21 protein-coding genes are annotated in these 20,721 nt (G+C 65.4%); 15 read left to right on the forward strand and 6 right to left on the reverse strand.

What is annotated here, in order from left to right; genetic code table 11:
* Nucleotides 1-6 precede the first annotated feature (6 nt).
* The 7 genes from IEX43_RS01280 to metE all read left to right on the forward strand — a co-directional run bounded on the left by IEX43_RS01280 (nt 7) and on the right by metE (nt 7,969).
* Nucleotides 7-906, forward strand: a complete 900-nt coding sequence (locus tag IEX43_RS01280; RefSeq protein ID WP_188808724.1) for a DUF58 domain-containing protein — start codon at nt 7-9, stop codon at nt 904-906.
* Nucleotides 896-1,366 carry a hypothetical protein gene (locus tag IEX43_RS01285; protein ID WP_188808725.1) on the forward strand — a complete coding sequence of 157 codons (471 nt, stop codon included), beginning with the start codon at nt 896-898 and terminating at the stop codon, nt 1,364-1,366. Before IEX43_RS01280 ends, IEX43_RS01285 begins: the two co-directional genes overlap by 11 nt.
* Complete coding sequence (locus IEX43_RS01290) at nt 1,357-2,346, forward strand: vWA domain-containing protein (RefSeq protein ID WP_188808726.1); 990 nt, start codon at nt 1,357-1,359, stop codon at nt 2,344-2,346. The genes IEX43_RS01285 and IEX43_RS01290 overlap by 10 nt, the downstream gene beginning before the upstream one ends.
* Nucleotides 2,343-3,506, forward strand: a complete 1,164-nt coding sequence (locus tag IEX43_RS01295) for a vWA domain-containing protein (protein ID WP_188808727.1) — start codon at nt 2,343-2,345, stop codon at nt 3,504-3,506. The genes IEX43_RS01290 and IEX43_RS01295 overlap by 4 nt, the downstream gene beginning before the upstream one ends.
* Nucleotides 3,503-4,270 carry a hypothetical protein gene (locus tag IEX43_RS01300; RefSeq protein WP_229666249.1) on the forward strand — a complete coding sequence of 256 codons (768 nt, stop codon included), beginning with the start codon at nt 3,503-3,505 and terminating at the stop codon, nt 4,268-4,270. The genes IEX43_RS01295 and IEX43_RS01300 overlap by 4 nt, the downstream gene beginning before the upstream one ends.
* 323 nt (nt 4,271-4,593) lie before the next feature.
* On the forward strand, nt 4,594-5,556 hold the full coding sequence (locus IEX43_RS01305) for a methylenetetrahydrofolate reductase (RefSeq protein ID WP_188808728.1): 963 nt from the start codon (nt 4,594-4,596) through the stop codon (nt 5,554-5,556).
* Between the two features lie 67 nt (nt 5,557-5,623).
* Nucleotides 5,624-7,969: a 5-methyltetrahydropteroyltriglutamate--homocysteine S-methyltransferase gene (gene metE, locus IEX43_RS01310; protein WP_188808729.1), complete on the forward strand. Its 2,346-nt coding sequence runs from the start codon at nt 5,624-5,626 to the stop codon at nt 7,967-7,969.
* 132 nt (nt 7,970-8,101) lie between these two features.
* Here metE and IEX43_RS01315 read toward each other — a convergent pair whose 3' ends face one another.
* On the reverse strand, nt 8,102-8,608 hold the full coding sequence (locus IEX43_RS01315; RefSeq protein WP_188808730.1) for a DUF2004 domain-containing protein: 507 nt from the start codon (nt 8,606-8,608) through the stop codon (nt 8,102-8,104).
* A gap of 45 nt (nt 8,609-8,653) precedes the next feature.
* A complete protein-coding gene (locus tag IEX43_RS01320) occupies nt 8,654-9,571 on the reverse strand; it encodes a LysR family transcriptional regulator (protein ID WP_188808731.1) in 918 nt (305 codons plus the stop codon).
* A gap of 120 nt (nt 9,572-9,691) precedes the next feature.
* On the opposite strand from IEX43_RS01320, the gene IEX43_RS01325 reads away from it, so the two are divergent.
* The 8 genes from IEX43_RS01325 to IEX43_RS01360 all read left to right on the forward strand — a co-directional run bounded on the left by IEX43_RS01325 (nt 9,692) and on the right by IEX43_RS01360 (nt 18,132).
* On the forward strand, nt 9,692-11,092 hold the full coding sequence (locus IEX43_RS01325; protein ID WP_188808732.1) for an NAD(P)/FAD-dependent oxidoreductase: 1,401 nt from the start codon (nt 9,692-9,694) through the stop codon (nt 11,090-11,092).
* Nucleotides 11,089-11,820: a DUF1365 domain-containing protein gene (locus tag IEX43_RS01330; protein WP_188808733.1), complete on the forward strand. Its 732-nt coding sequence runs from the start codon at nt 11,089-11,091 to the stop codon at nt 11,818-11,820. The genes IEX43_RS01325 and IEX43_RS01330 overlap by 4 nt, the downstream gene beginning before the upstream one ends.
* Nucleotides 11,817-13,202, forward strand: coding sequence for a class I SAM-dependent methyltransferase (locus IEX43_RS01335; RefSeq protein WP_188808734.1), 1,386 nt, complete (start codon nt 11,817-11,819; stop codon nt 13,200-13,202). The genes IEX43_RS01330 and IEX43_RS01335 overlap by 4 nt, the downstream gene beginning before the upstream one ends.
* Before the next feature lie 369 nt (nt 13,203-13,571).
* On the forward strand, nt 13,572-13,817 hold the full coding sequence (nrdH, locus tag IEX43_RS01340) for a glutaredoxin-like protein NrdH (RefSeq protein ID WP_066276552.1): 246 nt from the start codon (nt 13,572-13,574) through the stop codon (nt 13,815-13,817).
* 77 nt (nt 13,818-13,894) lie between these two features.
* Nucleotides 13,895-14,365: a class Ib ribonucleoside-diphosphate reductase assembly flavoprotein NrdI gene (gene nrdI / locus IEX43_RS01345; protein ID WP_188809043.1), complete on the forward strand. Its 471-nt coding sequence runs from the start codon at nt 13,895-13,897 to the stop codon at nt 14,363-14,365.
* 20 nt (nt 14,366-14,385) lie between these two features.
* Complete coding sequence (gene nrdE, locus IEX43_RS01350; RefSeq protein WP_188808735.1) at nt 14,386-16,506, forward strand: class 1b ribonucleoside-diphosphate reductase subunit alpha; 2,121 nt, start codon at nt 14,386-14,388, stop codon at nt 16,504-16,506.
* Between the two features lie 97 nt (nt 16,507-16,603).
* A complete protein-coding gene (nrdF, locus tag IEX43_RS01355; protein WP_013601219.1) occupies nt 16,604-17,578 on the forward strand; it encodes a class 1b ribonucleoside-diphosphate reductase subunit beta in 975 nt (324 codons plus the stop codon).
* Nucleotides 17,579-17,673: 95 nt separating this feature from the next.
* Entirely contained in the window at nt 17,674-18,132 is a 459-nt protein-coding gene (locus IEX43_RS01360; protein WP_188808736.1) for a hypothetical protein, read from the forward strand.
* Nucleotides 18,133-18,301: 169 nt separating this feature from the next.
* On the opposite strand, the gene IEX43_RS01365 is transcribed toward IEX43_RS01360, so the two are convergent.
* The 4 genes from IEX43_RS01365 to IEX43_RS01380 form a co-directional block, all read right to left on the reverse strand.
* On the reverse strand, nt 18,302-18,607 hold the full coding sequence (locus tag IEX43_RS01365) for a transcriptional regulator (protein ID WP_188808737.1): 306 nt from the start codon (nt 18,605-18,607) through the stop codon (nt 18,302-18,304).
* Entirely contained in the window at nt 18,604-19,071 is a 468-nt protein-coding gene (locus IEX43_RS01370; protein ID WP_188808738.1) for a hypothetical protein, read from the reverse strand. Before IEX43_RS01370 ends, IEX43_RS01365 begins: the two co-directional genes overlap by 4 nt.
* Nucleotides 19,072-19,394: 323 nt before the next feature.
* On the reverse strand, nt 19,395-20,162 hold the full coding sequence (locus IEX43_RS01375; protein WP_188808739.1) for an SCO1664 family protein: 768 nt from the start codon (nt 20,160-20,162) through the stop codon (nt 19,395-19,397).
* Nucleotides 20,162-20,716: a DUF3090 domain-containing protein gene (locus IEX43_RS01380; RefSeq protein WP_188808740.1), complete on the reverse strand. Its 555-nt coding sequence runs from the start codon at nt 20,714-20,716 to the stop codon at nt 20,162-20,164. Before IEX43_RS01380 ends, IEX43_RS01375 begins: the two co-directional genes overlap by 1 nt.
* Between the last annotated feature and the right edge of the window lie 5 nt (nt 20,717-20,721).

Below are 20,721 nucleotides of genomic sequence, written 5' to 3' on the forward strand. Positions count from 1 at the left end.
GCCCGGGTGACCAGCCTCCTCCAGCGGGTGAAGTCGGATATGGCCATCTTCGCCCACCGCAAAGCCCGCGGCATGCTTGACGGCGAATACGGCTCGGTGTTCCGCGGCCGCAGCCTGGACTTCGATGACCTCCGCGCCTACATCCCGGGGGACGAGGTCCGCGACATCGACTGGAAGGCATCGGCACGGCACGGTTCACCGCTGATCAGGAGGTACGTGGCGGTCCGCCGGCAGACAGTCATCCTTGTCACCGACACCGGCCGCAACATGGCCGCGGCGGCCCGCGGCGGGGAAACGAAAAAGGACATCGCAGTGATGGCACTGGGCGTCATGGGGTACCTTGCCCACCGTCACGGCGACGTGGTGGGACTGGTGGCCGGCGATTCAGGGGGCACGACCGCGTTGCCGGCCAAGGGCGGCGAGGCCCACCTGGAACGGCTTCTCCGGCGGGTGGATTCTGCGGCAACACTGGACGCCGCGCCCAGCAGGATCGAGGACCAGCTGGAGCACGTGGCGCGGACCATCAAAGGCCGCAACCTGCTGTTCGTCGTCGCCGATGAGGTGGCGGCGAGCCCGGCCACCAGCCAGCTGCTGCGCCGCCTTCAGGCCCAGCACGAGATCCTCTGGCTTACGGTCAGGGACGCCGGACTGGTCCCGGGCGCACCCCTCCTGCCGCCGGACCAGGTTCCGGACTCCTACAGCGTCTCCGGCTCCTACCCGCTTCTTGCACACCTTGCCAGGGACCCGGCTGTCGCCTCTGCCTATGCCACCGCCGTCGCCGCTCGCGACGCCGGCCGGAAAGCCATGCTGCGCCAGGCCGGCATCACGGAGGGCGAGGTGGCGGGCAGCCGGGACGTGGTCACCGCGCTGTTCGCTCTCCTGGAAAGGCACCGCCGTGCAGGCTGACCCCGAATTTTACGGCCCGCTGCAGTATGGCCCGGTGTGGATGTGGGCAGGCGTGGCGCTGCTTGTCCTGGTGGCCGCCTGGTACGCCTTCGTGCTTGCAGCCACGCGAAGGCCCCGGGAGGCGCACAGCATCCAGCGTCCTGCCCAGCTGACGAACCTGGCAGCCCTCAAGGCGGCGTACCTGCAGCGGATCGATGATGTGGAACGGGACGCCGCCGCCGGAACGCGGAGCGCCCGCGGCTCCCACCAGGAAATCAGCCTCCTGCTGAGGAAGTTCGTCCGCGACGCCACCGGAGTGGACGCGCCCCGCATGACGCAGGCGGACCTGGCCAGGCATCCCCTTCCCGCGGCTGCGGCCGCCGTCGGAGCCCTGTACCCGGCCGCGTTCGGCCCCGACCCCGTTCCTTCCGTAGCCTCATCCGCTGCCGCAGCGCGAAGGGCGGTGCAGGCATGGAACTGATGTGGTGGTGGCTGCTTCCCCCCGCCGCGGTGGCGGCAGGCGCAGCCTGGTGGGCAGCCAAACGGACGGACAGCACAGCCAACGCACGACGGCGTCCGGTGGCCCATGCGGACCGGCTCACCCTCCTTCCGGAATACCAGGCTGCCCTGCGGCGGCACCGCCGCTGGCTTGCGGCGGCCCTGCTCGCCTGTGCCGCGCTGCTCGCCTCCACGGCGGTGGCAGCAGCCCGGCCCGTCGGGGTCACAACCACACGGCCCGAACAGCACAACCGGGACATCATGCTGTGCCTTGACACCTCGGGGTCCATGAGCAGTTCCGACGCCGCGGTGGTGGATGTCTTCGCCGAACTCGCCGCGGAATTCGACGGCGAACGGATCGGACTCACCATCTTTGACAGCACGGCCATCCAGGTTTTCCCGCTGACCGACGACTACCACTACGCCCGGGAGCAGCTGAAGCTGGCCCGGGACGCGTTCGACGGCAAGCCCGGCAGTTCGGGATTCCTGGACGGAACGTGGAGCGGCCGGGGCTCCTCCCTGATCGGGGACGGCCTGGCGTCCTGCCTCAACAGCTTCCCCCGCACCGCCGGCCAGCCGCAGCGCTCGCGGTCCGTGGTCCTGGCGACGGACAACTTCCTCTCCGGGGAGCCCATCATGACCCTTGGCGAAGCCGCAGCCCTCGCAAGACACAGGGCGGTGCACGTCTACGCGCTCAATCCGGGGGACCTCGACTACGGTTCAGGCCCGGACCAGCCAGGGGCGCAGCTGCGGGCCGCGGCAGAGTCCACCGGCGGGGCCTACTACGCTCTGGACAACCCCGAGGCCGTAACGGGTGTGGTGCGGGGCGTTGAGGAAACGGAAAAAACAGCGCTCAGCGGCGCCCCGCGGGCAGTCGTCTCCGATGAGCCGGGCCTTCCGCTGGCCGCTGCCCTCCTGTCCGGACTGGTCCTCGCGGTTGCCGGCTGGCGGTTGCGGCCATGACCCTCCAGCCGGTGCTGCCCTGGTGGCTGCTTCTTCCCCTCATCGCTGCCGCCGTGGCCTCCCTGGGATGGCAGCTCCGCGGGCCGGGGAACAGCCGGCATCAGCGCGGGGGAGCGGGCCGCCGCGCCGGGGTCCGGCACGCCATGCTGGTCCTGTTGCTGGCGGGGGCTTCGCTGCGCCCGGGGCTGCCGGGAGGAACGGCCCAGGCGGCCGCGGCCGACCTGAACGTGTTCTTCGTGGTGGACACCACCACCAGCATGGTGGCGGAGGACTACGGCAACGCGGAACCACGGATGGCGGGGGTTCGGCAGGACATCGCGGCCATCGCCGAAGAATTGCCCGGTGCCCGGTTCTCCGTCATCACCTTCGACACCGCGGCGCACGTCCGGATGCCCCTGACCACCGACACGCTGGCGCTGGACACCATCACGTCCGTCCTTGAGCCGCAGGTGACCGCCTATGCCAAGGGAAGCAGCATCACGGCGGCCCGCCAGATGCTGTCCGAACGCCTTACCCTTGCCCGGCAGAGCCACCCCGGGCGGCCCCGGCTCGTGTTCTACCTCGGCGACGGCGAACAGACCAGCGCGAAAGCACCGGCGCCGATGGACCTTGAGGACGGCCTGGTGGCCGGGGGAGCGGTGCTGGGCTACGGCACTGCCAGCGGCGGCAGGATGCGGGAGAACACCGGGGAGGATTACGACGACGGTTCCACAGGAGGTGGGGACGGCACCTATCTCCGGGACAGCAGCGGTGATGGCGCCGGATATGCACTTTCCACGATTGATGAAGGCCGGCTCCAGCAGATCGCGGGGCAACTGGGCGTCCCCTACGTACACCGGTCAGCCGGGGACCCCGCCGCGCCGATGCTGCAGGACGCCCGCCCCGCCGCCTTGGACGCCGGCGCCCTCACCAACGCCGGCCAGGACGGCTCCCTGGCCGCACGGACCGAGCTGTACTGGATACCGGCGGCAGGAGCCTTCGTCCTTGGCCTGGGGGAGCTGGTTCTTCTCCTTCGCCAGTTCCGGGAACTTCGCAGGATCCCGGCAGGCCCTGCTTCAAACACAGCTCCTTCACGCGCCGCTTCTGCACGCACCGCTCCGGATGCTGCCGGGCGCTCCGGCGTCCAAAAATCCAGCGCTGGCAAGGGGGTTATCCGGTGACGTCCGCCAGGCATGGCATGGACCGGCGGACGTCAAGGCGGCGCCTCCTGGCCTGGTCGGCCATACCCGTGATCCTCATGCTGTGTGTTGCGGCCAAACTCCTGAGCCTTGGCCTGTTGGGAGCACGGGCTGCCGGCGCCTATGAAGCGAACGACGCCGCATCGGTCCGGTCCGCGGCGGAAGCACTCCACGTCGTGAACCTCATCGAGCCGCACAAAGCGCCCCTCGCAGCCGGGGACGCCGACGTCCTTGCAGGGGATTTCGCAGCCGCCCGGCTCCGGTTCGAGGAAGCGCTTGGCCTCGTCCCTCCACGGCAATCCGGATCAGCCGAGGCCTGTGTCATCAGGGTGAACCTCGTCCTGGCCATTGAGCGGCTGGGCGACGAAAAGCTCGGTGCGGAGGACCCGGCAGCGGCCGCCGTCTTGTTCGAGGAAGCGCTCGCCGCCGTCGCGGCGGCGCCGGACGACTGTTTTTCCGAACACCTTCCGGCGGATACGGGGGACAGGCTGGCCGGAGCGGAAGTGCGGTTGCAGGAGAAACTCGCTGACACCCGCCAGGAGCAGGAGCAGGACCCGGATCCGGCCCCGGAAACCGGGCAGGAGGAAGGCCCAGGGGAGGACAGCCAGGAATCCGCGCAGCAGAGCAAGCTTGAACAACTTGAGGACAGTGCCCGGCAGGCCCAGCGTGAGCGCAACAGCGGCCGCGAAAGGGAGGACTACCTGGACGACTCAGGGGACTCTGCCGGTACCAGCAGGCCGTGGTAGGGCACAGGCGCGAAACAAAATTCCGTGGGGACGAGCTGCAAGCCGTAAAACTGCGTCTTAATTCGGGAGCCAACTTGAAAGCGGCACCTGCCCCTCATAGAGTCTTATACAAGTTACCGAGGTAACGTGTCAGCGATCCTCCTTCTGGAGGGTGTGGGTGCCCCCATGTGGGCCTGACATTTGCTCACGGAGAACTTCAATCCAGGCGTAACAGTCGCGGCTGCGTCCTGTGGAGTTCTTCTGTGTTCCCCAAACTCAAATTCATTGCCGGTCTACCGTCGCATTCGACGGTAGCCCCCAATGGCCCAAAGCCAAGGATGCAAATGTCTCCACCAAGCCTTATTGACACACACCCGAATCTCTCCGACACCGCTCCGGTGGCGCTCTCCTACGAGCTGTTCCCGCCCCGTTCGCCGGCAGCCGCGGAAACCCTCTGGACCACCATCCGGGAACTGGAAACAACCGCACCGGACTACGTCTCCGTTACCTATGGTGCCAGCGGCTCAAACCGGGACACCGCCGTCGAACTCATCAACCGGCTCCTGCTGGAAACCACCCTCCGGCCGCTGGCGCACCTGACGTGCGTGGGCAACACGCCCCAGGAACTGGCGGGAATCATCGGTGAACTGCTGGACACCGGGGTGCGCGGGATCCTGGCGCTCCGCGGCGACCTGCCCAAGGACGGCGCGGCGCCGGTTGCCGGTTCGCTCCGGTACGCCCAGGACCTGATCGAGCTGATCCGCCGCGTCGAGCAGCGACGTTCGGCATTGCTCTGCGCCGGAAAGATCGCGGTAGGCGTGGCGGCGTATCCCACCCGCCACCCGGAGTCGCCCAGCGAGGAGCACGACGTCGAGGTGCTGCTTGCCAAGCAGCGTTCCGGCGCGGACTTCGCCATCACACAGGTCTTCTTCCACACCGACCAGTACGCGGACCTCCTCACCAGGGCACGCCGTGCCGGGGTCACCATCCCGATCATCCCGGGAGTCATGCCCCTCACCAGCCTCCGGCGCGTCAGGCGCCTCGGCGAACTGACCGGCGTGGAGCCCGCTCCCGAGCTGCTGGAACGCCTGGCCTCAGCGGAGAATGACATCGAACGCCTCCGCATTGGTGTCGATGCCACGGTGGACCTTGCCAACGCAGCCCTGCAGGCCGGCGCACCCGGCATCCACATCTACACCTTCAATGAGCACCAGAGTGCCCTGGAGTTGCTGGACAAGCTGGCCCTCCCGCGGCGCACCCATTCCGGCATCCGCCCGGACGCAGCAGCCCGCCAGCTCGCCAGCTGACGCGCCACTTCCTGCATCGCAATCTTTCCGCCCACGGCGGACCTGTACCCAACCCTTAGGATTTTCCATGTCTGAAAACAACACGCCCAACCACACTCCGTTCCCCGCTGCGTCCCTCCTGGGCTACCCGCGTATCGGCCGCCGCCGCGAGCTTAAGAAGGCCGTCGAAGCCTACTGGGCAGGAAAGATCGACGCCGCCGCCCTGGACGCCGCCGCCAAGGACATCCAGCTGAGCATCGCCAACCGCCTGCGGGAACTCGGGCTCACCGAACCGGCCGCAGTGCCGGGCACTTTCTCCTACTACGACCAGGTCCTGGACACCACCGCCCACCTCGGCGCCGTGCCCGCCCGGTTCGGCAAGCTCCTCAACGGCCAGGGACAGCTGGACGTCGACGGCTACTTCACCCTGGCCCGCGGCACCAAGGACCAGCAGCCCCTCGAAATGACCAAGTGGTTCGACACCAACTACCACTACCTGGTCCCGGAGATCGGGCCGGAGACAGAGTTCACCCTCGCCTCCACCGCCAAGGTTGACGAGTTCGCCTTCGCGCTGGCCAACGGCATCGAGACCCGCCCCTACATCGTGGGTCCTGTCACCTACCTGCTCCTGTCCAAGGCGTCCGACGGCGCCCCCGCCGGGTTCGCGCCGCTGTCCCGCCTCGAGGACATCCTGCCCGTCTACGTCCAGCTCCTGGAGAAGCTCTCCGCCGCGGGCGCCAGCTGGGTCCAGCTCGACGAGCCCGCCCTGGTGGTGGACCAGGACACCCCGGCCGGCGAGGTCGAGGCCGCCGTGGCCCGCGCCTACGAGGTCCTCTCCTCGGCGGCCAACCGCCCGCAGATCCTCGTCTCAACACCGTACGGCTCACTGGACGGCGAGCTCGGCACCCTCGCCGCCACCAACATCGACGCGCTCCACATCGATGTCTTCAAGGGCGCTGTTCCCTCCGCCGCGGCACTCGCCGGCCTGGGCAACAAGACCCTGGTTGCCGGCGTCGTGGACGGCCACAACATCTGGCGCAACGACCTTGCCGCGTCCGCAGCCAAACTGGATGCACTGAAGGCGGCGGCGGGCAGGGTTGCCGTCTCCACCTCCACCTCCACCCAGCACGTCCCGCATGATGTTGCCGAGGAATCCCAGCTCTCCGAGCAGCTCCGCAGCTGGCTGGCGTTCTCGGATCAGAAGGCCGCCGAGGTGAAGACCCTCGCGTCCTACCTGGCCGATCCCGCCTCCGCCCAGGCGGCCATCGACGAGGCAACGGCCGTGATCGCCTCCCGGGCCTCCGCAGAAGGCGTGCGCCGCTCCGACGTCCGTGCACGCACCGAAGCGCTGACCGCAGCCGACTTCACCCGCTCGGCCTACGAAGTCCGCCAAGCCGCCCAGGAAGAGGCGCTGCACCTGCCGCCGCTGCCCACCACCACCATCGGCTCCTTCCCGCAGACCTCCGAGATCCGTTCGGCGCGGGCCCGCAACAACAAGGGGGACCTCACCGACGAGCAGTATGAAAAGCTGATGAAGGACGAGATCAAGCGCGTTGTAGAGCTGCAGGAAGAGCTTGGCTACGACGTCCTGGTGCATGGCGAGCCCGAGCGCAACGACATGGTCCAGTACTTCGCCGAGAACCTGGAGGGCTTCGACGTCACTGTCCACGGCTGGGTCCAGTCCTACGGCTCACGCTGCACCCGTCCGTCCATCCTGTGGGGCGACGTCACCCGCAGTGCTCCCATCACGGTTGAGTGGGCAAAGTACGCGCAGTCCCTGACCAGCAAGCCGATGAAGGGCATGCTCACCGGTCCGGTCACCATCCTGGCCTGGTCCTTCGTCCGCGACGACCAGCCCCTGGGCGAGACCGCCAACCAGGTTGGCCTGGCCCTGCGGGACGAAATCGCAGACCTCGAAGCTGCCGACATCAAGGTCATCCAGGTGGACGAGCCCGCGCTGCGCGAACTCCTTCCGCTGAGGAAGGCCGACCACGCCGACTACCTGAAGTGGTCCGTGGACTCCTTCCGCCTGGCCACCGCCGGTGCTGCCGACGCCACCCAGATCCACACCCACCTGTGCTACTCCGAGTTCGGCGTGATCATCGACGCGATCGACGGACTGGATGCGGACGTCACGTCCATCGAGGCCGCCCGGTCCCGCATGGAGGTTGTCCACGACCTCGAGTCCCACGGCTTCGGCCGCGGCGTTGGCCCGGGCGTCTACGACATCCACTCACCGCGTGTGCCGGGCGAGGCGGAGGTGACCGAACTGCTGGCCACCGCCGTCAAGCACGTCCCCTCCCGCCAGCTGTGGGTGAACCCGGACTGCGGCCTGAAGACCCGCGGCTACGCCGAGACCGAGGATTCCCTGCGGAACCTGGTCAAGGCAACCCAGACGGTCCGCGCCGGACTGCTGCAGGCAGCCAAGCAGTAGCAGCGAAGTAGGCATTAGCCAGAAGCGGCGGCTGCCCACCTTAGGTGGGCCGGCCGCCGTCGGCATTTAACCATCCATTGCTCCGTACTTGCCGTTATCGACGTTCAAAACGGCAGGTACGGAGCACTCGATTCAGGACTCCCAGACGATCTCGTCGTCCACCACGCCGTCCTCGTCGGCCGAGGCCACCAGCACCTCATCGGTGAAGTGCTCGCCCAGGGTGAAGTCCAGGACGAAGTAGCGCTCGGGCTGGCCGGGATAGATGCCCACGTGGCCCAGCTTCAGGGCTTTGAGGAAGACGTCGTTGGTGAGCTGGCTGCGGTCGGTGACGCCGAAGACTTTTTGCAGGTGTTCGTCCTTGAGGGCGTTGCAGTGGAAGTGCAGGTATTCCTGGGGGCTGGTGCCTTCCTGCTCCAGCTCCTCGGCGATCATGTCCCGGACCTCGTCCACGAGTTCGGGCAGGAACCGCAGGCGGTAGTCCACTTTCCGGAGGGCGGCTTCATCGAAGTGGTCGTGCGCCGTGATGTTGAGGTCGAGTTCCAGCGGATGTCCGCGAAGCTCATGCTTCGCGGCCACTAAGTGATCCTTGCCGTGGTTGAGTTCGATCTCTCCGAAGTGCCGGCTCGCTACCTTGCTCATAGTTTCAACATAGACCCGAACAGCGGCGCATTCCAGCATTCAGGCCTAATTCACGGCCGTCCGCATTCCGGCGAGCGTCTCGGCCAGGAGGTCCACGAAGAGCTGGACCCGTGCCGTTTTCCTGTCATTGATAATGAGGGCAAAGACGTTCCTGGCCAGCCGGATCTCCGGAACGTCCAGTACCACAACACCGGCCGGCTTGTTTCGCAGCGCGAGTTCCGGAACCAGGGCCGCTCCCAGTCCTGCGGCCGCCATCTCCAGGCTGGCGTGGAAGTCGTCGCTGTGGGCCACCACGCGCGGGTGCAGGTTGCAGCCGGCGAAGAGCCGCTCGATCACCATGGCGTCGCTGGTTCCCGGATGGTGCATGATCCACGGCATTTCGGAGAGGTGGTCGGCGGCGACCTTTGCGTCACTGCGGAAGCCCCAGCCGGCGGGCAGCACCACCCGGAAGTCGTCGTCGCCGATCCATTGCCGGTTGATGGTGTTGGGCCATGCGAAACCGGTCTGCCCCACCTGGAAAACCACGGCGAGGTCCAGTTCGCCGCCGGTGCGCAGCCCCTGGATGGTCTGCCCGGGTTCAGCGACGGATACTTTGAGGTCGATTCCCAGGTTCTTCCATGCCGGGTTCTTCAGGATCCGCGGCAGGACGTAGGTGGCCAGGCTGGGAAAGATCCCCAGCCGCAGTTCCTGGTTGGCCGAGTCCTGGGTTTTGGAGGCGGCAGCCATCAGCGCCTCGATGTCCGTCAGCACCTTGGCGGCGTGCCGGGTCATAACGACGGCGGCTTCCGTGGGCACCACGCTGCGTGCCGAGCGCTGGAACAGGACGACGCCGGTGTCCCGTTCCAGGGCGGACATCTGTTGGGAGACGGCTGAGGCCGTATAGCCCAACGTGGCGGCCGCGGCCGCGAAGGAGCCGAGGCGGCTGACCTCCAGGAGGGTCTTCAGGTGTACCGGGTTTACCACCTGCCCACAGTACTCCGCCGCCCGGCGCTGAAGAAGTTGCCCGGCGCGGCACCCATCCGCTGGCACGGTGGTGCCGAATTGCCCTCTAGCATTGGCAAATGTCCAGTAGAGGAGCATGCATTGTCACCTGACCCAGCAGTAACCGGAGGCGGGCGACGGCGGGTGGCCGTCATCGGCAGCGGCGTGGCCGGCCTGACCGCAGCCTACGTCCTCAACAGGCAGGACGACGTCACGCTGTTTGAAGCGGATTCCCGGCTGGGAGGGCACGCGCACACGCACGACATGCCGCAGGCGGACGGCTCCACCATCGGCGTGGATACCGGTTTCATAGTCCACAACACGCGGACCTATCCCACGCTTCTGCGGCTCTTTGCGGAACTTGGGGTGGAGACGCAGGACTCCGAGATGAGCATGTCCATCCGGTGTGATGGCTGCGGGCTGGAATATGCAGGCGCCCGCGAGGGCGGACGCGGAATCATTGCCCGGCCCTCCAGCCTGCTGCGTGGCCGCTATCTGCTGATGCTGCTGGAAGTGACCCGTTTTTACCGCAGGGCGCGGGCGCTGCTGGAGACGGCACCGGTTTCTTCGGTCACCCCGGACCTCGAGGTTCCCGAACCCACCCTCGGCGAGTTCCTGGAACGCGAGAAGTTCAGCCCCTACTTTGTTTCGCACTTCATGACCCCGGTGGTCAGTGCCGTGTGGTCCTGCGACCCCACCACCGCGCTGGCCTACCCGGCGCGGTACCTCTTCACCTTCCTGGGCCATCACGGCCTGCTGGGCGTCAAGGGCTCCCCGCAGTGGCGTACCGTCACCGGCGGTTCCGCCAGGTACGTCGAAAAACTGGCCGCCACGCTGACGGACGTCCGGCTCAACACCCCCGTGACCGCCATCCGGCGCACTCCCGACGGCGTGGAGATCACCACTGCACACGGGCAGGAAGACTTCGCCGCCGTCGTCATCGCCACCCACCCGGCCCAGGCACTGGGGTTCCTCGCCGACGCCACCCCGGCCGAGAAGGAGGCGCTGGGCGGCATGCCGTACTCGGTCAACCACACTGTCTTCCACCAGGATCCGGCCGTCCTGCCCTCCGCGGACAACGCCAAGGCGTCCTGGAACTACCGCCTGCCCTCCTGCGAAGCCCGGCCGGACAAGGTCCTTGTCAGCTACGACCTCACGCGGCTGCAGCGGCTCAGTCCGGCGGACGGCAAGCCCTACCTGGTGAGTCTGGGGGAATCGGAGCTGATCGCGGAGGATCGGGTCCTGGAGCGGATGGTATACGAGCACCCGCAGTACACGCCCGAATCGCTGCGGGCCCAGCAGGCGATTGCCGGGCTCAGCGACAACAGAATCGCGTACGCCGGCGCCTACCTGGGCTGGGGTTTCCATGAGGACGGCGCGCTCTCGGGCGTGCGGGCGGCCGGGGCGCTGGGCCGCTCCTGGGTGGCTGCGGAGGCTGCTGACCAGGTTGATTCCCGGGACGGCGGGGAACGGGAGCTGCTTTCCGCGGCTGAGCCGGCATGACCATTGAGGCAGCGATCTACCGCACAGCCATTTCGCATGTGCGGCGCACGCCGCTGAAGAACGCGTTCACGTACCGCAGCTACTCCTGGTTCGTGGACGTGGACCATCTGCCCCGTCTTCCGTTCCTGCTCCGGCCGCTCGCGGTTTTCCGGTCCGGTGACCACCTGGGGGACCCCGGGGCCAGCATCCGGAGCAACGTGGAGCGGTTCCTGCGCACCCAGGGCATGGAGCCCGACGGCGGCGCGATCCACATGCTGACCAGCGCCAGGGTCTTCGGCTACGTCTTCAACCCGCTGACGCTGTTCTGGTGCTACCGGACCAACGGCGAACTTGAGTGCGTGGTGGCCGAAGTCCACAACACGTACGGGGAGCGCCACTGTTACCTGCTGCATACGGACGCGGCGGGCCGCGCCTCGGTGCCGAAGGCGTTCTACGTTTCGCCGTTCAACGAGGTGGACGGGCAGTACCGCATGAAGCTGCCCGCGCCGGGAGAGCGGCTGGGGGTGTCCATCGTGCTGGAGCGCGAGGGCCACCGGCCATTCGTGGCATCCATGGATGGAGTCCGCCGGCCCGCCACAGTTTGGAACATCCTGGCGGCGGCGGTTGCCGTGCCTGCCGCGCCACTGCTGGTTTCCGCACTCATCCGGGTGCAGGGCATTACACTCTGGGCAAGACGCCTGCCGGTCGTCGCCCGACCCCACCACCCCTCACAGGAGGCAGTTCAATGACAATGACGGACGACAACCAGGCAACTGCATCCACCGGAGGCAAGGCGCAGCGCAAGACGCTGGAGGATGCTGCCACTCCGTATGCCGCAACATGGACCGCAACCGGGGTGCCGGCGTCGCCCGCCACCATCGATCCGGATCTGTGGCCGGAAGTTGCGCAGCCGCCGTCGGGAGCCAAAGCGGCGGTGGCCGGAAAAGCTGCAGGCCTCCTCTTCAAGGGGGCCGTGAAGCGGCTGCCCCTCCGCGTGCAGTACCCCGATGGCACCGTGCTGGGCACGGGTGGACCGGAGGCGCCGGTGATGACCATGGTCCGGCCGGACGCGTTTGAAGCCCGGATCGGCGACAACGGGCTGATCGGGCTGGGCGAGTCCTTCATGGCGGGGGACTGGGAAGCCAGCGACCTCGCAGGCGTGCTGGAGGTCTTTGCCGCCTCGGTGGACACGCTCATTCCCACGCCGCTGCAGAAGCTGCGCGCGCTGTACCTGCCGCGCACGCCCCGGCAGGAGCGGAACGCCGAGCAGAACACCCGGAGCAACATCTCGCGGCACTACGACCTCTCCAACGAGCTGTTCTCCAACTTCCTCGACTCCACCATGAGCTACTCTTCGGCGCTGTTTCCGCTCGCCGCGGGACCGCTGGCTTCCGTTGGCTGGGAGGCGCTCGCGGAAGCGCAGCAGGCGAAGATCGACAGGCTGCTGGACAAAGCCGGAGTCGGGGCAGGCACCAGGCTCCTGGAGATTGGCACCGGCTGGGGTGAGCTCGCGCTGCGGGCAGCGGCCCGCGGCGCCACTGTCTACAGCGTCACCCTGTCCAGTGAACAGCAGGCCCTTGCGCAGGAACGCATCGCGGCTGCCGGCTATGCGGACAAGGTGACCGTGGCGCTGCAGGACTACCGGGCTGTTGAGGGCGAATACGACGCCGTTGTCTCCGTGGAGATGATCGAGGCCGTGGGCTACGAGTACTGGCCCATCTACTTCCAGACCATCGACCGGGTGCTGGCGCCCGGCGGCAAGGTGGCCATCCAGGCGATCACCATGCCGCACGGCCGGATGCTCGCCACCCGGAACGCCTACACCTGGGTGCACAAGTACATTTTCCCCGGCGGCTTCCTGCCCTCCGTCCGCGCCATCGAGAGCATCACCCAGCAGCACACCACGCTGCGGGTGCGCGAACGGATGGGCATGGGGGACCACTACGCCGCCACGCTGCGGCTGTGGGAGGAACGGTTCCTGGAGCGCTCCCGCGAGGTGGGCGAGCTGGGCTTCGACGCGGTGTTCCAGCGGATGTGGCTGTTCTACCTGTGCTACTCGCGGGCAGGGTTCCAGTCCGGCTACCTGGACGTGCAGCAGGTTGTGCTGGACCGCAGGGAGGCGCAGCTGTAGCTGCTGCGCCCGGGCGGCTGCAGCCGCCGTGTGTTTCATCACCATAAGGGGTTCCGAAGCTCACGTCGGGGCCCCTTTTTGGTGCCCCGTGCAGCTGGCCGGGGGCGCGCGACACGCCGTCTTTTCCCCGACACGCTGGGCGAAAATTGTGGCTAAGTACTCCACAGGGTGTGGACGCCGTCCCCAAAAACAGCGGGATTCCGGACATTTTGGGGGCACCTGCCTGTGGATTAAAAGTGCATTAAATGACATACTTGTAATACATCATCTTGGGGTTCCAAAGAGGCGTCTGCACTAGATGTAGTATCTAGGTACAGCTTGGGCGGGGACACCGGACCAGCAAGTTTTCCAGAAAAGGGGACAGGAACCATGACCGTAACGGTTTACACAAAGCCTGCTTGTGTTCAGTGCAACGCCACCTACCGGGCGCTCGACAAAAAGGGCATCACCTACCAGAGCGTTGACATCTCCCAGGACGCCGAGGCCCTCGAGCGCCTGAAGTCACTGGGCTACATGCAGGCTCCCGTTGTGGTCACGGACCAGGACCACTGGTCAGGTTTCCGCCCGGACAAGATCGAGGAACTGGCCCTCTCCGCCGTTTCCTCTGTGGCATAAGGACCCTTTCCCTGCCGGCTTCCGGCAGCCAGCAACCAGCCGAGGTGACTTCAACGGCAGCACCAGCAGTCCAGGACATCCACACGGCTCAGCGTGTGGACCCTTCAGTGCCGGTCCCGCCGGTGGTCACCGGCAGCCGGCTCATCTACTTTTCCTCGGCATCCGAGAACACCAGCCGCTTTGTCTCGAAGCTTGGCCGTGACGCGGCGCGGATCCCGCTGCTGGCCAAGGATGCCCCCCTCCTCGCCACCCGGCCGTTCGTGCTGGTGGTGCCCACCTATGGCGGCACCGGGGGAGAAGGTTCCGTGCCCAAGCAGGTCATCCGGTTCCTGAACACCCCGCAGAACAGGGAGCTTCTGCGCGGTGTTATTGGGGCCGGCAACACGAACTTTGGGGACAACTACTGCATGGCGGGGGACATCATCGCCGCCAAGTGCGGAGTGCCGCACCTCTACCGCTTCGAATTAATGGGCACGCCAGAAGACGTGGCCCGCGTAAACAATGGATTGGACACGTTTTGGACACGACTGTCGCAGACACAGAAGTAACCAGGGCCCAGAAGCCCGAGATGCCCGCAGCGTACAAGGGCCTGGGCTACCACGAGCTCAACGCGATGCTGAACCTGTACGGCCCCAACGGCGAGATCCAGTTCGAGGCCGACCGTGAGGCTGCGCACCAGTACTTCCTGCAGCACGTCAACAACAACACCGTGTTCTTCCATGACCTGGAAGAGAAGCTCGAGTACCTGGTCAAGAACGACTACTACGAGCGTGAAACGCTGGACCAGTACACGATGAACTTCATCCGTGAGCTGTTCAACCGCGCCTACAAGAAGAAGTTCCGCTTCGAGACCTTCCTGGGCGCGTTCAAGTTCTACACGTCCTACACACTGAAGACGTTCGACGGCAAGCGTTTCCTGGAGCGCTACGAGGACCGCGTGTGCATGGTCGCCCTGCACCTGGCCCGCGGCAACGAGCAGCTCGCCCTGCAGATGGTGGATGAGATCATCGAGGGCCGCTTCCAGCCGGCCACGCCCACCTTCCTGAACGCCGGCAAGAAGCAGCGCGGCGAGCTGGTCTCCTGCTTCCTGCTCCGCATCGAAGACAACATGGAGTCGATCGGCCGCTCCATCAACTCCGCCCTGCAGCTGTCCAAGCGCGGTGGCGGCGTGGCCTTCGCGCTGACCAACATCCGCGAGGTGGGCGCGCCCATCAAGCAGATCGAGAACCAGTCCTCCGGCGTCATCCCCGTGATGAAGCTCCTCGAAGACAGCTTCTCCTACGCCAACCAGCTTGGTGCCCGCCAGGGTGCCGGCGCCGTTTACCTGCACGCACACCACCCGGACATCTACCGGTTCCTGGACACCAAGCGCGAGAACGCGGATGAGAAGATCCGCATCAAGACCCTCTCGCTCGGCGTTGTCATCCCGGACATCACGTTCGAGCTGGCCAAGCGGGATGAGGACATGTACCTGTTCTCCCCGTACGACGTTGAACGCGTCTACGGTATGCCGTTCTCCGACGTCTCCGTCACCGAGAAGTACTACGAGATGGTGGACGATTCCCGGATCAAGAAGACCAAGATCAAGGCGCGCGAGTTCTTCCAGACCCTCGCCGAGATCCAGTTCGAATCCGGCTACCCGTACATCATGTTCGAGGACACCGTGAACCGGGCCAACCCGATCGACGGCAAGATCATCATGTCCAACCTGTGCTCGGAGATCCTCCAGGTTTCCCAGCCCACCACGTACAACGATGACCTGTCCTACGACGACACCGGCAAGGACATCTCCTGCAACCTGGGCTCGCTTAACATCGCGAAGACCATGGACAGCCCGGACTTCGGCCTGACCATCGAGACGGCCATCCGGTCCCTCTCTGCCGTGTCCGACATGTCCAACATCACCTCGGTCCCGTCCATCGCCAAGGGCAACGACCAGAGCCACGCCATCGGCCTGGGCCAGATGAACCTGCACGGCTACCTGGCGCGTGAGCGGGTGCACTACGGTTCCGAAGAGGGCCTGGATTTCACCAACATCTACTTCTACTCGGTGGTGTACCACGCGGTCCGCGCCTCCAACCTGCTGGCCATCGAAACCGGCCAGACCTTCGGCGGGTTCGAGAAGTCCAAGTACGCCTCCGGCGAGTTCTTCGACAAGTACACGGAGCAGGAATGGGTGCCGCAGACCGAGAAGGTTGCGGAGCTGTTCAAGAACGTGCACATCCCCACGCAGGCTGACTGGCTGGCGCTGAAGGCTTCGGTCATGGAGCACGGCATCTACAACCAGAACCTGCAGGCTGTTCCGCCCACCGGCTCGATCTCCTACATCAACAACTCCACCTCCTCGATCCACCCGGTGGCGTCCAAGATCGAGATCCGCAAGGAAGGCAAACTGGGCCGCGTGTACTACCCGGCGCCGTACCTCACCAACGACAACCTGGAGTACTACCAGGACGCGTACGAGATCGGTTACGAGAAGGTCATCGACACCTACGCCGCAGCCACCCAGCACGTGGACCAGGGCCTGTCCCTGACGCTGTTCTTCAAGGACACCGCCACCACGCGCGACATCAACAAGGCCCAGATCTACGCCTGGAAGAAGGGCATCAAGACCATCTACTACATCCGTCTCCGCCAGCTCGCGCTGGAAGGGACTGAGGTGGAGGGCTGTGTTTCATGCATGCTTTAGTTGTAGCTTCAACTAACTAGCCAAGTACGACGGCGGGTGCCCGCCCGCCGTCGTACGCTTTAACTTAGAGAAAACCACCCAACGTTTAGGGGATGACATGACCGAGAAGGTCAAGCTGCTTAGCCACGTCGAGGCCATCAACTGGAACCGCATCCAGGACGACAAGGACGTGGACGTCTGGAACCGACTGGTCAACAACTTCTGGCTGCCCGAGAAGGTGCCGCTGTCCAACGACGTCCAGTCATGGAACACGCTGACGCCCGCCGAGCAGCAGCTCACCATGCGCGTGTTCACTGGCCTGACCCTGCTGGACACCATCCAGGGCACGGTGGGTGCGGTCTCCCTGATTCCGGATGCGCTGACCCCGCACGAGGAAGCCGTCTACACGAACATCGCGTTCATGGAGTCCGTGCACGCCAAGAGCTACTCCTCGATCTTCTCCACGCTGGCCTCCACCAAGGAGATCGACGAGGCATTCCGCTGGTCCACCGAGAACGAGAACCTTCAGAAGAAGGCCCAGATCGTGATGGACTACTACCAGGGTGACGACCCCCTGAAGCGCAAGGTGGCCTCCACGCTGCTGGAGAGCTTCCTGTTCTACTCGGGCTTCTACCTGCCCATGTACTGGTCCTCGCGCGCCAAGCTGACGAACACGGCTGACCTGATCCGCCTGATCATCCGCGACGAGGCAGTGCACGGCTACTACATCGGCTACAAGTTCCAGCGTGGCCTGGAGGCTGTTTCCCCGGAGCGCCGCCAGGAAATCAAGGACTACACCTTCGAGCTGCTGTTCGAGCTGTACGAGAACGAAGTCCAGTACACGCACGATCTTTACGACGGCGTGGGACTGGCCGAGGACGTCAAGAAGTTCCTGCACTACAACGCCAACAAGGCCCTGATGAACCTGGGCTACGAGGCGATGTTCCCGGCTTCCGTTACCGACGTGAACCCGGCCATCCTCTCCGCCCTGTCGCCGAACGCGGACGAGAACCACGACTTCTTCTCGGGGTCCGGCTCGTCCTACGTCATTGGCAAGGCTGTCAACACCGAAGACGAGGACTGGGACTTCTAGTCTCCTCTTCGTCTCCTTCCTTCAGCTCAGCCCTCCCGCGCATGAACGTGGGAGGGCTGAACTGTTCAGTCCTCGTGCCCGCATCCCGTCCGCAGATGATGGGCGATTCGGACGAAACGATGGTTGCTGCTGTACCTGAAGGTATGTCGCGTTCGCCTGTGGCAATGAACATGGAGGAAATTTGGCGAGTAGGTCCCATTGGAGGGCTGGAAGGAATCTACACGGGGGTGGAACAGGTGCTGGGGGCCGAGGACGAGTGGCCAGCCGTTCGAATGCTGACAGACGCGCCAATAAAGCCGCTTGAGTTGAACACTTTGGTTAATGATCCTCCATGGGATCGCGAAACCGACGCTCTCACCGAAGCGCGCAGGTCGTTGTTTGGTGATGCTTCGCGCTGGATTGCTGCTGATGGTTACCCCGATGGCTTGGCCTTAGCTATTACCGACTCCATTTTCTCAACGGGTTCGCGCTACCAGAGCGTCATCAACGTCGTGAACAGGTGCCGGGAGTACCGGCAGGTCCAGGGCGGTGACGCCGATCAGGACCCGGGATGATGTGCACGTAGCCTGCCCGGGAGATGTTCCGTTCGGATGAGCTGAGCTAAGCAGCCAGCCCAGTGTGGAGAGGGCGGCACCAGGGATCGTCATGGGGCCGCCTGCCTTTGGGTCCGGCCGAGTAACGCGTAGAGCGTTGCGGCCGTAGCTCCGGCAAGGGTAATCACATTCAGTCCGCAATGCCGGCGATCTCATGCAACGCCCGCAGGTGCGCGTCGAAGGCGTTCCGCCCGGCCCGAGTGAGGGTAATCCAGGTCAGACGGCGGGCATCACTGCGCGAAACCGATGCGGCTTTGCTCAGGCTGACGTATCCGGCCTCAGCCAGGGTCTTGAGGTGCTTCGAGAGGGTTGCGTCCGAGACGTCGAGCGTGTCACGCAGCACAGCGAAGTCCATCTGCTCCACCTGCCGCAACACTCCACAGATCCGGAGCCGGGCAGGGGCGTGGATGAGGTCGTCGAACTGTGCCTTGGTCATCGGCGGAGCTGGTCCAGTGCCGAGCGGAAGGCGATGCCTGCGAGCCACGTGACCATGCCGAAGGCGCACAAACTGGTCAGTACCACCGCCCAGCGCGCCCCGAAGGAAACAAGGCCGAGCGAGATTGAGAACAGCGCCAGGCAAAGCACGAGAATTGCGACCGCTACGAGTCCTGCCCGCAAGCCCATCTGACGGAAGCGGATGCCGGTTTCCCGGCGGATCAAGTGAGCTATTACCAAAGCTGCGACCAGACCCAGCCACCCGGATGTTGGCGGCTCGTAGTTCTCGCCGGGGTTGGCGGCTGCGGCCCCAGCCACCCACCAGGCCGCCACGCCTCCGAGCGCAGCCATGAGCATCTTCGGGACTTGCACTCCATTGGCCAGGGCGTGCCGGTCAGCAGCAAGGTCCCGGAGACTGGCAGCGGCCTCATAGGGCGACGGGCGCCGTTCAAAGTCGTTTTCCATGATGGAAAGAATAGCGGGATACTTTCCGTTCCGGCAAGTCACATGCGGCTGATGAACCTAAGCGGGCGCACAAATACGCGAGGATGGCTTCCTAAGTGATTTTTATTTGGGCGGACCCTGCCAGCCTGGATCCAGGGCGGGGCGGGCGGTGGAATGCGGGGAATGGCTGGCATCGGGAACATGCTCAAACTGAAATTCCCCCAGATGGTGTTGAACGTGAAGATCGCTTTACCCACCACCAGTGGGCCGGGCTGCGACATAGCCGGGCGGCGCGCTCTAGTATTGCCGAGCACGCCGGCTGGTGAATCAGTCCCGTAACTCTTTTAGAACAGCGGCCAGGGCACCGCCGACATCTGACCGTGTGGAGCGGGGAAACGGCCCGCCGAGCGCAACCGGGCGCAGCGTGCGGCGAGTGAAGCAATTTCCCCAGCGCTGAGCAGGTCCGCCAGGTTTCGGCCCAGCTCACCGTCCAGTCCTGCGCTGACGCGGTCGATGCCCTCAAGTTCCTCGGCGGTCAGGGCGTCCCCCAGCCACCCCCACAGCACCGTGCGCAGCTTGTGGTCACGGTGGAAGGTAAGCCCGTGGTCCACGCCGTGCCGGTGTCCGTCCGTCATGGCAAGGATGTGGTCGCCTTTGCGGTCGGCATTGTTTACGACGACGTCGAACACCGCCATGCGCCTGAGCGCCGGAGAGTCCTCGTGGATGAGGGCGACCATCCGTCCGGTCTCATCCTGACCCTCGAGGACGTGCTTCCAACCCGTTTCCGGTACGTCGTCCGACGCGACGAGGTCCACCGCGTTCTGGTCGGGGTCTGTCTCCTGCCACAGTTGCACCATCCCTTCGCCTAACGGACCATCGCGCAACCAGGTGCGGGGCACCACGTTCCAGCCGAGGACCTCCGAGACCAGGTAGGCGGAAACTTCTCTGTGGGCAAGGACGCCGTCAGGAAAATCCCACAGCGGCTTCTCCCCGGCTATCGGCTTATAGACAACCGTGGTGTCGCCGATGCTGCCTACGAAAGTGGCGTTGGACGCCGTCGTAATGCGTCCGGTGAGCGTCAGCTCGGCCGCCACCAGGTCCGGCGCCGGCATCAGGCCTCGGGCACAGTGCAGACGTGCCCGTCGGCGTCTACGGGGTAACCGCAGAGCGGGCACGCGGGACGCCCTGCGCCCACAACCTCCCGCGTGCACTTAGCAAATGCGCGGGCGGTGCCAACGGGAATCCGCACCAGCAGCATTTCGGGCACCTCGGCGTCATCCGCATCTGACGATTCGTCATCACTATCAGCGTCGACATCGGTGATCGGGTAGGCCTCGATCACCACCTGCGCCGTCGTCGGGTCCCACCCTAAGCCCATGGCGCCGGTCCGAAACTGCTCCTCAACGGCCTCAAGCCCGTCATTGTCAACCAGCTCAATGGGAGTGCTGGTGGGAACGCTGTGGGGGTTTCCCTCGACGGTGAGAAGCTGGTCGAGGATTTCGTCGATCTTCTCCGCGAGCAGGGCTGACTGCTGCTTCTCCATGGCGATACTGACGATCTGGTTCCCAGCCCGCACCTGCAGGTAGAACGTCCGTGCCCCCGGAAGGCCAATGGTGCCGACGACGACCCGATCGGGCCAGTCGAACTCATGAACACGTGTAGGCATAAGAG

The sequence above is a fragment of the Pseudarthrobacter polychromogenes genome, from assembly GCF_014644495.1.
Classification (GTDB): Bacteria; Actinomycetota; Actinomycetes; order Actinomycetales; family Micrococcaceae; genus Arthrobacter; species Arthrobacter polychromogenes.

Coding starts and splice junctions, on each gene's coding strand:
- IEX43_RS01360 (WP_188808736.1), top strand. CDS start 17,674: ATGATGGGCGATTCGGACGAAACGATGGTTGCTGCTGTACCTGAAGGT.
- nrdH (WP_066276552.1), top strand. CDS start 13,572: ATGACCGTAACGGTTTACACAAAGCCTGCTTGTGTTCAGTGCAACGCC.
- IEX43_RS01305 (WP_188808728.1), top strand. CDS start 4,594: ATGTCTCCACCAAGCCTTATTGACACACACCCGAATCTCTCCGACACC.
- IEX43_RS01295 (WP_188808727.1), top strand. CDS start 2,343: ATGACCCTCCAGCCGGTGCTGCCCTGGTGGCTGCTTCTTCCCCTCATC.
- nrdF (WP_013601219.1), top strand. CDS start 16,604: ATGACCGAGAAGGTCAAGCTGCTTAGCCACGTCGAGGCCATCAACTGG.
- IEX43_RS01335 (WP_188808734.1), top strand. CDS start 11,817: ATGACAATGACGGACGACAACCAGGCAACTGCATCCACCGGAGGCAAG.
- IEX43_RS01290 (WP_188808726.1), top strand. CDS start 1,357: ATGGAACTGATGTGGTGGTGGCTGCTTCCCCCCGCCGCGGTGGCGGCA.
- IEX43_RS01380 (WP_188808740.1), bottom strand. CDS start 20,716: ATGCCTACACGTGTTCATGAGTTCGACTGGCCCGATCGGGTCGTCGTC.
- IEX43_RS01370 (WP_188808738.1), bottom strand. CDS start 19,071: ATGGAAAACGACTTTGAACGGCGCCCGTCGCCCTATGAGGCCGCTGCC.
- IEX43_RS01375 (WP_188808739.1), bottom strand. CDS start 20,162: ATGCCGGCGCCGGACCTGGTGGCGGCCGAGCTGACGCTCACCGGACGC.
- IEX43_RS01365 (WP_188808737.1), bottom strand. CDS start 18,607: ATGACCAAGGCACAGTTCGACGACCTCATCCACGCCCCTGCCCGGCTC.
- IEX43_RS01330 (WP_188808733.1), top strand. CDS start 11,089: ATGACCATTGAGGCAGCGATCTACCGCACAGCCATTTCGCATGTGCGG.
- metE (WP_188808729.1), top strand. CDS start 5,624: ATGTCTGAAAACAACACGCCCAACCACACTCCGTTCCCCGCTGCGTCC.
- nrdE (WP_188808735.1), top strand. CDS start 14,386: ATGCCCGCAGCGTACAAGGGCCTGGGCTACCACGAGCTCAACGCGATG.
- IEX43_RS01315 (WP_188808730.1), bottom strand. CDS start 8,608: ATGAGCAAGGTAGCGAGCCGGCACTTCGGAGAGATCGAACTCAACCAC.